Raw genomic sequence first — 12,825 nt, forward strand, 5'->3', positions numbered from 1 at the left:
GACGCGTTGGAAGGCCCCGTCCTCGTGGGAGGGTCCCGGTGGGCCTGCCGCCCGGCGGCAGCCCCGCCGGGCGGCAACCCCGCAACAAGCCCGCGGCAGCCTCCGCGCGGACCGGCCCGCTCCCGCTCAGCGGGCCGGAGCCGGCGCCGGGCGCTGCGTGAGGCGGCCGTCGGCCATCGTCGCCGTACGGTCCATCCGCTCCAGGTGGGCGTGGTCGTGCGTGACCAGCACGGTGGCCGTGGCCCGCTCGCGGGTCAGCGCGACCAGCAGGTCCAGCACCGCGGCGCCGCGCTCGTGGTCCAGGGCGCTGGTCGGCTCGTCCACCAGCAGGACGGCGGGGTCGTTCATCAGGGCGCGCGCGATGTTGATCCGCTGCCGCTGACCTCCGGAGAGCTGGTGGGGCCGCTTGCCGGCCTTGTCCGCCAGCCCCACGGCCTCCAGCAGCTCCAGCGCCCGCCGGCGTGCCCCGCGCGGGGGGCGGCCCGAGAGGTGCGCCATGGCCTGGAGCTGTTCGACGGCGGTCAGCGAGGCCAGGAGGTTCGGCTGCTGGAAGACGATCCCGATCTCCTCCCGGCGCAGGGCCGCCTTCCCGGCGGCGCTCATCCCCGCCGTGTCCCGGCCGGCCACCACCACCCGCCCGGAGTCCGGGGTGACCAGGGTGGCGGCGACGGCCAGCAGGCTGGACTTGCCCGAACCGGAGGGACCGATCACCGCGGTCAGCGTGCCGGCCGGCACCTCCAAGCCGACCCCGTCGAGCGCGGTGAGCCGGGAGTCGCCGTCGGGGTAGGTCAGCGTGACGTCGTCGAGGGTCAGGGTCATCGGGCGCTCCCGAGGGCGGTCAGCGGGTCGACGGCGGTGATCCGCCGGATGGACAGGGCCGCGCCCAGCGCGCCGAGCGCGATCATCACGGCGGCCGGCAGCAGTACGGTGGCCGCGTCCAGCACGAAGGGCACGTCCCCGCCGCCGATCAGCGCACCCGCTCCGGCGGCCAGGGCCGTGCCCAGTGCGGTGCCGGTGGCCAGCACCACCACGGCCTGGCCGAGCGCGTCCCGCAGCAGGTAGGGGGTGGAGGCGCCCAGTGCCTTCAGTACGGCGACGTCCCCGCTGCGCTGGATGGTCCACACCGTGAAGAAGGCGCCCGTCACCAGCGCCGAGATGGCGAAGAGGAAGCCGCGCATCAGCTGGAGCGAGCCGTTCTCCGCCTGGTAGGAGCCGATGGCCCCCAGGGCCTCGTCGACGGTCAGGGTCCGCGTACCGGCGGCCCGGTCGGCCGCCGGCAGGTCGGCGCCGTCAACGGAGACGGCGAGGACGGTGGCCAGGCCCTCCCGCAAGGTGCCGGGGTCGGCGACACGCTGCCAGTCGTCCAGGTCCATCCAGACCACCGGGGTGTGGCTGTAGGCGGCGGAGCCGGAGACCGCGGCCGCCTCCAGCTCGAGCGGTCCGACCTTCAGCTTGGCTCCCGCGGTCAGGCCGCCCAGGTCCTCCGCGGCCTTCTCGGTGAGGACCACCCGGCCCCGGGCGAGGCCCGCGCCGGGTGGAGCCAGCCCCCCGGCAGGCTCCACGCCGAACACGGACACCGCCGCGGTGCGCCCGCCCGACGCGGCGTCAGCCGTACGGATCCCCAACGGTTCGGCGCGCTCCACCCCGGCCTGCTCCCGCCAGGCCCGCCAGGCGCGCTCCGGCACCCGGGAGTGGGTGAAGGACACCTGCCGGTCACCGTCGGGCGCGGCGAAGGCCAGGTGGGTGGCGGGCAGCCCGGTGATGCCCGAGACGTTCTCCCGGGCCAGGCCGGCCGTGAGCCCGGACAGCAGGCCGACCAGCAACGTGACCAACAGGACCACCGAGCCCATGAGGGCGAACCGGCCCTTCGCGAACCGTAGGTCTCTCCATGCGACGAACATGTCCCCCACCCTGGTCCTCCGCGTGGGCACGGGGCATCGCGCCGCGGTAGGGATCCTGTGATCGAAGGGACGGCCCCGAGATCGAACTTTCGGTTGACCGGAGCCGGTCATGACCCGACTTACGCTGGAGCGGCCATGACTGCACCCGCTCCCCCCGCCACCCGCCCGCTCACCCCCGTCACCCGGGTGCTGCGGCTGTGCCTGCACGCCCTGCTGCTGGGGCTGCTCGCCCTGGCCGCCGCACGGGCGGTGGCCGGCGCCGTGCCCCGGGCCGGCTGGGTGGTCGCCGCCTGCGCGGCGCTGGCCGCCGTGTACGCGGGCGGCGTACTGGCGCCCGCTGTGCGCCGCTCCGCGGGCGCCGGGGCGGTGTGGCTGGCCGCGCTGAGCGCGGCCTGGGCGGCCCTGCTGGCGCTCTCCCCCGACGGGCTGTGGATCGCCTTCCCGCTGTACTTCCTGGAGCTGCACCTGCTGCGGCTGCGCTGGGGGGTCGCCGCGGTCGGGCTGACCGCCTGCGCGGCCATCGCCGGCTTCCTCGCGCACAGCGCCGCGGCGACGCCGGGGGCCTTCCTCGGGCCGCTGCTGGGCGCCGCCGTGGCGGTGGCGACCGTCCTGGGCTACCAGGCGCTGTACCGCGAGAGCGAGCGCCGCCGCGAGCTGATCGAGGAGCTCATCGCCACCCGGGCGGAACTGGCCGCCGCCGAACGGAGCGCCGGCATCCTCGCCGAACGGGAGCGGCTGGCCCGGGAGATCCACGACACCCTGGCCCAGGGGCTGTCCTCCATCCAGCTGCTGCTGCGCGCGGCCGAGCGGACCCTGACCGAGGAGCGGGCGGCCGCCGCGGCCGGCGCGGGCGGGGCCCCCGCGCCGGCCGGGGCGGCGGGAGCGGCCGGAGCAGACGGGCGGACGGCCGCGCTGGCGCACATCGCGCAGGCGCGGGAGGCCGCCCAGGAGAACCTCGCCGAAGCCCGCCGGTTCGTCCGCGCCCTGACACCGCCCGACCTGGAGCACGGTTCGCTCCCGGCGGCCCTGCGCAGGCTGTGCGCCGGGGCGCCCTGGCCGCGGGTGCGGTTCTCGCTGAGCGGCAGCCCGCGGGTGCTGCCGACCCCGTACGAGGTGGCCCTGCTGCGGATCGCGCAGTCGGCGCTCGGGAACGTGGTGCGCCACGCCCGGGCGAAGCGCGCCGAGATCACCCTGACCTTCATGGACGCCTCGGTGACGCTGGACGTCGTGGACGACGGCCAGGGCTTCGACCCCCGCGCGGCCGCCCCCTCAGGGGGCGCCGCCTCAGGGGGCGCCGCCTCAGGGGGCGCCGCCTCCGGGGACGGCGCCTCCGGGGACGGCGGCTTCGGGCTGCCCGCGATGCGCTCGCGTGCCGAGACGCTGGGCGGCCTGTTCACCGTCGAGTCCGATCCGGGTCAGGGCACCGCCGTGGCCGTCACCCTGCCGCTGCCCCTGGAGGCGTCCCCGTGACCGTCCGGCTGCTCCTCGCGGACGACCACCCGGTGGTCCGGGCGGGCCTGCGCGCGGTACTGGACGCGGAACCGGACTTCGCCGTGGTGGCGGAGGCCGCGACCGCCGAACGGGCCGTGGAACTGGCCGCCGCCCAGCCGGTGGACGTGGTCCTCATGGACCTCCAGTTCGGGCCGGGGATGCACGGCTCCGAGGCGACCGCCCTGATCACGGCCCGGCAGCAGGCCCCCCGGGTGCTGGTGCTGACCACCTACGACACGGACGCGGACATCCTGGCCGCGGTGGAGGCGGGCGCCTCGGGGTACCTGCTGAAGGACGCCCCGCCGGAGGAGCTCGCCGCGGCGGTGCGGACGGCCGCGGCCGGCGGGTCGGCCCTGGCTCCGGCGGTGGCGCTGCGGCTGATGGACCGGATGCGGACCCCGGCGCAGGCGCTGACCAAGCGGGAGCTGGAGGTGCTGCAGCTGGTCGCGGACGGCTTGTCGAACCAGCAGATCTCCAAGCGGCTCTTCCTCAGCCAGGCCACGGTCAAGTCCCACCTGGTGCACGTCTACGCGAAGCTCGGGGTCGACTCCCGCACCTCGGCGGTCGCGGCGGCCGCCACCCGCCGGCTGGTCCGTACGCCGTAGGGCCCGGACCGGAGCGGGACCAAAGACCCGTACCGGCGGGCCGGAGGTCTCCTTCCGCGGCCGGGAGGGCGTGGACGCGGGGCGGAGGGGCAGGCGCACCTGGCGCCACCCCGCACCCCCCACCTCGCGCAGCCCCGCACCCGACGGAGGAAGGACCGAAAGACCGTGCCCGGAACCACCACCCCCAAGGACCCCACCACCAGCCGCTTCGCGCCGGCCCGGGCCCCGGCGGTCGGACCGCTGGACGGGCCCGCGCCCACCTCGCTGCCGGCCCGGGCGGGGGTGCCCCCGGTCACCGGGCCCACCGGATGGCCCCGGAGGACGCCCGGGAGCTGACCTCGCTCTTCTTCACCCGTCTGCGGAGCCTGCCGGAGGGAACCGCGGAGTACCAGTACGTCCGCAACACGCTGATCGAGATGAACACCGCCCTGGTCCGGTTCGCCGCACGCGGGTTCCGGGCGGGGAACGCCGGCGGGGCCGGCACGGAGATCGAGGACATCGTCCAAGCCGGCACGATCGGCCTGATCAAGGCGATCGACCGCTTCGGCCCCGACCGGGGGGGTGCACTTCTCCACGCTCGCCCTGCCGTACATCACCGGGGAGATCAAACGGCACTTCCGGGACACCACCTGGGCCGTGCGCGTCCCGCGCAGGCTCAAGGAGCGCCGCACGGACCTGGTCAGGGCCGGCGACGACCTGGCGGCCGCGCTGGGCCGCGCCCCCACCGTCCGGGAGATCGCCCGTCATCTCGACCTGGACGAGGAGGCGGTGGTGGAGGGCTCGTCGCGGCCAACGGCTACTCGACCGAGACCCTCGACGTGCCCGCCGGCGGCGGGGAACAGGGTCCCCGGCTGAGGTCCCGCACGCCCGCGGACGCCGTCGAGGAGAACGACCGCGCCATCGAGCTCTTCGAGGACCTGCACGCCCTCGGCCCCCTGCTGCGCGAGCTGAGTGACCGGGACCGGGAGATCCTGTATTTGAGGTTCGGGCGGGAGCTGACCCAGTCCGAGATCGGTGTCGAGCTCGGCATCAGCCAGATGCAGGTCTCGCGCCTCCTCACCCACATCCTGACCAGACTGCGCACGGGCATGCTCGCCGCGTGACCCGCGGCGGGTACGGTCCGTACCAGCTACCCAGCCGGTGATGACCATGAGCCCCTTGATCCCCCAGGACCCCGAGACGCTGAAGCAGCACCTCGCCCGCGAGGTGCGGGCGCTGCGGGAGGCCGCCCGCCACGGGGCGGGGGTCCGGCTCGACGAACGCCCGTCGCCGGGCGGTGCGCCGGCGGAGGCAGAGGAGCCCTGCTCGTGCGGGAGCGGCGGGCCGGGGCACGGCTGCGGTGGCGGCGGGGAGGAACACGACCCGTGGGAGTGCGTCTGCGCGACGCTGCCCGCCATTCCGCTGTCGGCCGCGCTGTTCACGCCGGTGCGCGACGCGGCCGGGCGGACGGTCGACTTCACGGTCCAGGCCGGCAACCACGTCCGCGCGGCGGAGTGGCTGGAGTCCCCGGATCACCAGGTGGGCCGGCGCCTGCTGGAGGTCCAGCCGGGTGCCTCGGGCGGCGGGCTGGTCGGAGCCCTGGACTCCGTGCTGACCGGCGGCCGCCCCCTGAAGTCGTACGCCCTGGACTACACCGAGCAGCGCAGCGACGGGCTGCACCGCACGAAACTGCTGTACGACGCCGCGGCCTGCGGCGGCAAGGTGCTGGCGACGTGGCGGGCGGCCCACAACCGCATGGAGCGGCTCTCGCTGGACGCGCAGTACATCGCCTCGATGGGCTGGGGCACCTGGGACTTGCTGTCGGGCGAGGTGACCTGGTCGGAGGGGCTGTCCTCGATCTTCCGCAACGACCCGTCCCGGCCGCTGTCCCTCGCCGAGCTGTGCGACACGGTCCTGCTGGACGACGTACCGCGCTTCGCGAAGTTCCTGCTGGCGCTGGTCGACGGCGAGGAGGCGTCGGGGGCGGAGATCCGCTTCAGCGTGCTCGGGGAGGTGCGCACCCTGCACCTGGTGGGGCATCCCGTCATCGCGATCGACGGCCTTCCCTGGTCGGTGCACATCATCGCGCGCGATCTGACGGCGCAGGTGCGCAGCCGGCAGCGGCTGGCGGCGACGCGCAAGCAGTCCGACCGGCTGCGGGCGGCGGCGGCGGCCGAGCGGCGGGTCGCCGCCGCCCTGCGGGAGGCGCTGCTGCCCACGCACTCCGCCGCGCTCGCCCAGGCGGGCCTGTCCGTGGCGGCCGCGTACCTGCCGGCGGAGACGGACGCGGCGGTGGGCGGCGACTGGTACAAGTGCCGCCTCCTGCCGGACGGCCGGATCCTGCTCGCCATCGGCGACGCCTGCGGCCACGGGCTGAGCGCGGTCGCCCGGATGGCGCAGCAGCGGCACGCCCTCGCGGGCCTGGCCCACGCCCCGGGGACGCACGCGGGCCAGCTGACCACCTGGCTGAACGAGCTGCTGTGCGCGGACCCGGCCGCCGAGACGGCGACCGGGATCATCGGGCACATCGACCGGGAGCGGCGCTTCCGCTGGGCGTGTGCGGGCCATCCCCCGCCGCTCCTGCTCCGGGACGGCACGGCCACGATGCTGGACACCGGGCACCGGGGTCCGCTCTTCGGGCTGCTGGCAGGGCACGAGTACCAGACCGCCACCGAGGAACTGCTCCCCGGCGACCTGCTGCTGCTCTACACGGACGGCATGGTCGAGCGGCGCGATGAGGACATCGCGGACAGCATCGACATCCTGCGCAAGGTCCTGATGGGCTGCGCCGGGCTGGACCCGCAGAACGCCCTGGACCGGATCATGGACGCCTACACGCCCGAGGAGCACGAGGACGACACCTGCCTGGTGGCCCTCGCCGTCGGCTGACGGCCACCGGACCGCCCGTGGGGCGGGCCGGGGAGCGACAGGACCTAGGCGACCCAGTGGGGCCGCTCCACCGCCGGGGAGAGCGGCACCCCGTCGTGGAAGGCCCGCGCGAGGAGCCGGACGCCCTCGTCCAGGCGGTCGGCGGGCAGGGTGTAGGGGATGCGCAGCCGGTGTTCGAAGGTGCCCGGGTCCACCCCGAAGCGGGCGCCGCGGCCGATGTGCACCCCGGCCGCGGCGGCCCGTTCGGAGAGCGCGGAGCTCACCGGCTCGCCGAGGTCGACCCAGAGCGAGAGCCCGCCGGGCGGAAGCCGCCAGGACCACTCCGGGGTGTGCCGTTGCAAGGAGTCGACCAGTGCCGCGCGCTGGATGCGCAGCTGCGCGAGGCGTGCCGGCATCGACCGTTCCAGGTTCTCCATCAGCGGGAGCGCGACCAGCTGGTCGAGGACCGAGCCGGTCATGTCGGCCGAGACCCGGACGGAGGTCAGCTCCGTGATCATCTTGGCGGTGGCGCGGATCCAGCCGACCCGCAGGCCGCCCCAGTGCGTCTTGCTGAGCGAGCCGATGGTGATCACGTGGTCGGCGCCGCCGCGCGGGGCGAGCGAGGCCAGCGGTGGGGGCGCGGGGACGTCCAGGGCGATGTCGGCGATGGTCTCGTCGACGACGAGCCAGGTTCCGGTGGCCCGGGTGGCCGCCAGCAGGCGCAGGCGCTGCTCCGGGGGCATCAGCGCGCCGGTGGGGTTGTGGAAGTCGGGGATCGCGTACGCCAGCCGGGGCACGGTCTGGCGCAGCGTGGACTCGGCGATCTCCATGTCCCAGCCCGCGTCGGAGACGGCCACGGAGCCGGTGCGCAGCCGGGCGTGGCGCAGGGCGTCGAGGGCGTTGGCGTAGGTGGGGTTCTCGGTGACGACCCGGTCCCCGGCGCGGCAGAGCAGGCTGACGACGAGCGCGAGGGCCTGCTGGGCCCCGGCCGTGACCAGGATCTGCTCGGGGCGGGTGGGCAGCCCGCGCCGGGTGAACCGCTCGGCCACGGCCGTGCGCAGGTCGGCCAGGCCGAAGGGGTGGTAGCCGGGGCTCCGGGCGAGCCGCGGCAGCCGGGGCGCGGCCCAGGCGAAGGCCTCGGCGAGCAGGCCCTCGGGGGCGCCCATCGCGGCGATGGCGAGGTCGATCCCGGGGTCGCCGTCGGGCCGGCCTCCGGTGCCACCGCCGAGGAGGCGGGAGGAGCCGACCGGCAGGTGGCCGTCGGGGAGTTCGGTCCAGGTGCCGGAGCCGCGGCGGCTGCGGACGTAGCCGCTCTCGCGCAGCAGGTCGTAGGCGCCGGTGACGGTGGCCCGGCTGGCGCCGACGGCTTCGGCGAACTCGCGCTCGGCGGGCAGCCTGACGTGCAGGGCGACGCGGCCGTCGAGGATCAGCGTGCGCACGGCGTCGGCGAGCGCCCGGTAGCCGGGCCGGGCCAGCACCTCGGCCGGAAGCAGGGCCGCGAGCTGGCGGCTGCCGATGGTTCTGTCCGCTGTCTGGACCACTCGCCCGTTTGCCATGCCAACCTCCCCTGATTGGCTCTGACGGCCAGGCCAATCGAGGACCAGACTCGCCGTACCGGCCCCCGATTGGCAAGGAGACGCGTGATGCTGACCGACCGTGACGAACGGGCCCTGCTGGCCGCCGCGGAGAACCGGATCTCCGTACCACTGCGGGTGGGAGCCGCGCTGGCCGCCGTACGGCGCCGGCTGGGGCGGCGTCCACCACGACCGGTGCGGGAGCGAGAATCGGTGGCATGCCAGCCGATCCGCACCTCGCGCCCCGCGGCCCGTTCCACGCCGCCTCCCCCGCCGGAGCCCCCCTCGCCGCGGCCTCGCCCGGACCCCGTCCCGACCCGCTCGGCGCGGGCGACGCCGGTCCCCCGGTGATCGCGGGTCTGCTCCTGGCGGCGGGCGGCGGCCGCCGCCTGGGCGGGCGGCCCAAGGCGCTGCTGCCCTACCGGGGCCGGCCGCTGGTCGAGAACGCCGTCCGGGTGCTGCGCGAGGCGGGCTGCGGGCCGGTGCACGTGGTGCTCGGCGCCTCGGCGGCCGAGGTGCGGGAGCGGGCGGACCTGGCCGGATGCGTGGTGGTGGACAACCCGGACTGGGAGCGGGGCATGGGCTCCTCGCTGCGGGCCGGGCTCGCCTCGCTGGCCGGTACGGACGCCCGGGCGGCCCTGGTCTCGCTGGTGGACCAGCCGGGCATCGGTCCGGCGGCCGTGACCCGGGTGCGGGAGGCCTACCGCTCCCCCGCCAGCCTGGTGGCGGCGGCCTACGGCGGGGAGCGCGGGCACCCCGTGCTGTTCGGCGCGGACCGGTGGGCGGACATCGCGGAAACGGCAACGGATGACAAAGGTGCGCGTGTCCACCTGACACGGCACGCCGCGGAGCTCACCCTGGTGGAGTGCGCGGACGTGGCCGAACCCTTCGACATCGACGTGCCGGCCGATCTGGCGCGGCTCGAGCGGGAATGAGGCGCGCCGTGTCAGCGCAGGGCGTGACGACTGTGGCACCGAGCGTCATCCCTCGGGCAAAATCTGTCGACTCGGAGAATCTCGACATCAACAAACCATTGAACTTCCACCATGAGGAAATTACTATCCACTGGTCAGAAGCGCCCTGAACCCCCAGACGGCGCCCGCGACCGTATTTGGAACTCTCCACACTCGACGGCACTGCGTGCCGTCCGCGCGCGAGCATTCCCCCGCGGCCGCCAGGCACCGCCGCTGCAAGGAGTGACAGATATGTCCGCACCAGCGCCGTCCCCGCTGGCCATCGTCGATGCCGAGCCCCTGCCCCGACAGGACGAAGTCCTCACAGAAGCGGCGCTGGTCTTCGTGGCCGAGCTGCACCGGCGGTTCGCACCGCGCCGGACCGAGCTCCTCGCCCGCCGCGCCGAGCGCCGCGCCGAGATCGCCCGCACCTCCACGCTCGACTTCCTCCCGGAGACCGCACAGATCCGCGAGGGCGACTGGAAGGTGGCGCCGGCCCCGGCCGCGCTGAACGACCGCCGCGTGGAGATCACCGGTCCAACCGACCGGAAGATGACCATCAACGCCCTGAACTCGGGCGCCAAGGTCTGGCTCGCCGACTTCGAGGACGCTTCGGCCCCCACGTGGGAGAACGTCGTCCTCGGCCAGCTCAACCTGATCGACGCCTACGAGCGCCGCATCGACTTCACCGACGCCCGCACCGGCAAGGCCTACGCGCTGAAGCCCGCCGAGCAGCTCGCCACCGTCGTGATGCGGCCGCGCGGTTGGCACCTCGAGGAGCGCCACCTCGACTTCGAGGGCGGCCCGGCCTCCGGCTCGCTGGTCGACTTCGGCCTGTACTTCTTCCACAACGCGAAGCGGCTGATCGAACTCGGCAAGGGCCCGTACTTCTACCTGCCGAAGACGGAGTCGCACCTGGAGGCGCGCCTCTGGAACGAGATCTTCGTCTTCGCCCAGGACTACGTCGGCATCCCGCAGGGCACCGTCCGCGCCACGGTCCTGATCGAGACGATCACCGCCGCGTACGAGATGGAGGAGATCCTCTACGAGCTGCGCGACCACGCGGCCGGCCTGAACGCGGGCCGCTGGGACTACCTCTTCTCCATCGTCAAGAACTTCCGCGACGGCGGCGAGAAGTTCGTCCTGCCTGACCGCAACGCGGTGACGATGACCGCCCCGTTCATGCGGGCCTACACCGAACTCCTGGTCCGCACCTGCCACAAGCGCGGCGCGCACGCCGTCGGCGGCATGGCGGCCTTCATCCCGTCCCGCAAGGACGCCGAGGCCAACAAGGTCGCCTTCGAGAAGGTCAAGGCCGACAAGGACCGCGAGGCCGGCGACGGCTTCGACGGCTCCTGGGTCGCCCACCCCGACCTGGTCCCGATCGCGATGGCCTCCTTCGACGCCGTGCTCGGCGAGCGGCCGAACCAGAAGGAGCGGCTGCGCGAGGACGTCTCGGTGGCCCCGGGCGAGCTCATCGCCATCGACTCCCTGGACGCCAGGCCCACCTACGAGGGCCTGCGCAACGCCGTCCAGGTCGGCATCCGGTACATCGAGGCATGGCTGCGCGGCCACGGCGCCGTCGGCATCTTCGGCCTGATGGAGGACGCGGCCACCGCGGAGATCTCGCGCTCGCAGATCTGGCAGTGGATCAACGCGGGCGTCGTCTTCGAGAACGGCGAGACGGCCACGGCCGACCTGACCCGCACCCTCGCGGCCGAGGAACTGGCCGCGCTGCGCGCCGAGCTCGGCGAGGAGGCATTCGCGGCCGGGAAGTGGCAGCAGGCCCACGACCTGCTGCTCCAGGTCTCCCTGGACGCCGACTACGCGGACTTCCTCACCCTCCCCGCCTACGACCAGCTGGTCGGCTGAACCTCCGCATTCGGCTGAACGCACAGAAGTCGAAGGCAGCCGCCTCCGCCCCCGTCGCCTCCCGGCGCCGGGGGCGGAGGCGTTACTGGTTCGTAACGCGACTGTACCTAGCGGTAACAAGCGGGGCCGTGTCACCTTTCCGATGCCACCGGCCGGCGGTTTCCCCCACTTCCCCAGCCATGCGCCGGAGTTGTTCCCGGATGCCGCATGCCCGACCGCAGGAGTTCCGCAGTGATCGGATTCCGCACCGCCCGCAAGGACCGGGCCGGCCGTCGTGTGCGACGACTCGCCGGAGCCGCCGTGGTCCTGCCGCTCGCCGTCGGCGCGCTGACGGCCGCCGGCGCCGGCACCTCCGCCGCCAGTCCCGGCGCCGGTCCCACCGCCGTGGTCTCCATGGGCGACAGCTACATCTCCGGGGAGGCCGGGCGCTGGAAGGGCAACAGCCTGACCGACAGCGGCAGCCGGAACGGCACCGACCGGGGCTGGGTCAGCGCCGGCGCCTACGATCCGGGCAAGGTCTACGGGGCCACCGCGGGCGGCTGCCACCGCTCCGACTCCGCGGAGGTGCGCAGCGCCGGGCCGATCGCGGACGTGGCAATCAACCTGGCCTGCTCCGGCGCCACGGCCCAGAACGTCTTCCGCGCTTCCAGCGGCGGGGTGGCCTTCAAGGGCGAGGCCCCGCAGGCCGACCAGCTCGCCGCGGTGGCCGCGAGCCACGACGTCGAGGTCATCGCCCTGTCCATCGGCGGCAACGACCTCGGCTTCGCCGACATCATCGAGACGTGCGCTTACGACTTCGTGCTCTGGAACTCGTACTGCCACGACGACCAGCAGTACGCCGTGGACCAGCGGATCGACGCCGCGATGGCCGCGGTCGGCAAGTCCGTGGAGGAAATCCGGGCCGTGATGCGCGGGGCGGGGTACGCCGACTCCTCCTACCGGATCGTGCTGCAGTCCTACCCGTCGCCGATCCCGCGCGGCGCGGAGAACCGGTACGCGCAGAGCGACTGGAGCCGCCTCAACACCGGCGGCTGCCCCTTCTGGAACCGGGATTCGGACTGGGCGCGCGACTCGCTCGTCCCGCAGATCGCCGGCCGCATCAAGGGCGTCGCCGCCGCCAAGGGCGTGCAGTTCCTGGACCTGCGGGACATGCTCCAGGGACGCGAGGTGTGCGCGAGGGCCAGCAAGCAGGTGACCTCCGCGGTACCGGCCTCGGCGAGCACCAGTGAATGGGCGCGGTGGATCGACAACAACGAGTCGCAGGGCCTGGTCCAGGAGTCCATGCACCCCAACCACTACGGCCAGTTGGCCGCGGGACGCTGCCTGGCCCTGGCGACCGCCCAGCCCGCGAACTCCGCCACCGGTTGCAGGAACACCGCGGGCAGCGACCAGACGGGCATGTTCCTGACCCCGGCACCCTAGCGATCCCTCCCGGCGCGTGAATGCCCTCCCTCATGCTCCGGCGGCCCCCGAGGCATGCGTACGGCGGTGGGGGGGGGGGGGGGGGGGGGGGGGGGGGGGGGGGGGGGGGGGGGGGGGGGGGGGGGGGGGGGGGGGGGGGGGGGGGGGGGGGGGGGGGGGG

The 12,825-nt window shown here is 74.5% G+C and carries 10 protein-coding genes and 1 pseudogene; 8 read left to right on the plus strand and 3 right to left on the minus strand.

The features are described 5' to 3' along the window. Positions 1-126: 126 nt before the first annotated feature. Both AC07FY_RS32635 and AC07FY_RS32640 read right to left on the minus strand, forming a co-directional pair. Positions 127-819, minus strand: coding sequence for an ABC transporter ATP-binding protein (locus tag AC07FY_RS32635; protein ID WP_479013968.1), 693 nt, complete (start codon positions 817-819; stop codon positions 127-129). Beyond that, positions 816-1,901, minus strand: coding sequence for an ABC transporter permease (locus AC07FY_RS32640; RefSeq protein ID WP_479013971.1), 1,086 nt, complete (start codon positions 1,899-1,901; stop codon positions 816-818). The genes AC07FY_RS32635 and AC07FY_RS32640 overlap by 4 nt, the downstream gene beginning before the upstream one ends. Positions 1,902-2,036: 135 nt before the next feature. Here AC07FY_RS32640 and AC07FY_RS32645 point away from each other — a divergent pair, with 135 nt between their 5' ends. From AC07FY_RS32645 to AC07FY_RS32665, 5 genes and pseudogenes are all read left to right on the plus strand, one after another. Further along, positions 2,037-3,371 carry a sensor histidine kinase gene (locus tag AC07FY_RS32645; RefSeq protein WP_479013974.1) on the plus strand — a complete coding sequence of 445 codons (1,335 nt, stop codon included), beginning with the start codon at positions 2,037-2,039 and terminating at the stop codon, positions 3,369-3,371. Continuing rightward, complete coding sequence (locus AC07FY_RS32650; RefSeq protein ID WP_479013977.1) at positions 3,368-3,997, plus strand: response regulator; 630 nt, start codon at positions 3,368-3,370, stop codon at positions 3,995-3,997. Before AC07FY_RS32645 ends, AC07FY_RS32650 begins: the two co-directional genes overlap by 4 nt. A gap of 165 nt (positions 3,998-4,162) precedes the next feature. Continuing rightward, the gene (locus tag AC07FY_RS32655; protein ID WP_479013994.1) at positions 4,163-4,333 is read left to right on the plus strand and encodes a hypothetical protein; all 171 of its coding nucleotides are present in this window, start codon (positions 4,163-4,165) and stop codon (positions 4,331-4,333) included. Next, positions 4,306-5,100: pseudogene (locus AC07FY_RS32660) on the plus strand (SigB/SigF/SigG family RNA polymerase sigma factor). The gene AC07FY_RS32655 and the pseudogene AC07FY_RS32660 overlap by 28 nt, the downstream one beginning before the upstream one ends. Before the next feature lie 40 nt (positions 5,101-5,140). Then, complete coding sequence (locus tag AC07FY_RS32665) at positions 5,141-6,865, plus strand: PP2C family protein-serine/threonine phosphatase (protein ID WP_479013980.1); 1,725 nt, start codon at positions 5,141-5,143, stop codon at positions 6,863-6,865. Positions 6,866-6,909: 44 nt separating this feature from the next. On the opposite strand, the gene yczR is transcribed toward AC07FY_RS32665, so the two are convergent. Beyond that, positions 6,910-8,400, minus strand: coding sequence for a MocR-like transcription factor YczR (gene yczR, locus AC07FY_RS32670; protein WP_479013983.1), 1,491 nt, complete (start codon positions 8,398-8,400; stop codon positions 6,910-6,912). A gap of 236 nt (positions 8,401-8,636) precedes the next feature. Between yczR and AC07FY_RS32675 the strand changes: the two genes are divergently transcribed. From AC07FY_RS32675 to AC07FY_RS32685, 3 genes are all read left to right on the plus strand, one after another. Beyond that, positions 8,637-9,353 (plus strand): nucleotidyltransferase family protein, encoded by a 717-nt coding sequence (locus AC07FY_RS32675; RefSeq protein ID WP_479013986.1) that lies wholly within the window; start codon positions 8,637-8,639, stop codon positions 9,351-9,353. Positions 9,354-9,623: 270 nt separating this feature from the next. Next, the gene (gene aceB, locus AC07FY_RS32680; RefSeq protein WP_479013988.1) at positions 9,624-11,243 is read left to right on the plus strand and encodes a malate synthase A; all 1,620 of its coding nucleotides are present in this window, start codon (positions 9,624-9,626) and stop codon (positions 11,241-11,243) included. Between the two features lie 231 nt (positions 11,244-11,474). Continuing rightward, the gene (locus AC07FY_RS32685) at positions 11,475-12,665 is read left to right on the plus strand and encodes a GDSL-type esterase/lipase family protein (protein ID WP_479013991.1); all 1,191 of its coding nucleotides are present in this window, start codon (positions 11,475-11,477) and stop codon (positions 12,663-12,665) included. The last annotated feature ends 160 nt before the right edge of the window (positions 12,666-12,825 follow it).

It is taken from the genome of Streptomyces sp. NPDC045967, assembly GCF_056430495.1.

Bases quoted from the DNA above. Each gene is read 5' to 3' on its own strand.
- AC07FY_RS32645 (WP_479013974.1), top strand. From the start codon at position 2,037: ATGACTGCACCCGCTCCCCCCGCCACCCGCCCGCTCACCCCCGTCACC.
- aceB (WP_479013988.1), top strand. From the start codon at position 9,624: ATGTCCGCACCAGCGCCGTCCCCGCTGGCCATCGTCGATGCCGAGCCC.
- AC07FY_RS32665 (WP_479013980.1), top strand. From the start codon at position 5,141: ATGACCATGAGCCCCTTGATCCCCCAGGACCCCGAGACGCTGAAGCAG.
- yczR (WP_479013983.1), bottom strand. From the start codon at position 8,400: ATGGCAAACGGGCGAGTGGTCCAGACAGCGGACAGAACCATCGGCAGC.
- AC07FY_RS32635 (WP_479013968.1), bottom strand. From the start codon at position 819: ATGACCCTGACCCTCGACGACGTCACGCTGACCTACCCCGACGGCGAC.
- AC07FY_RS32675 (WP_479013986.1), top strand. From the start codon at position 8,637: ATGCCAGCCGATCCGCACCTCGCGCCCCGCGGCCCGTTCCACGCCGCC.
- AC07FY_RS32640 (WP_479013971.1), bottom strand. From the start codon at position 1,901: ATGTTCGTCGCATGGAGAGACCTACGGTTCGCGAAGGGCCGGTTCGCC.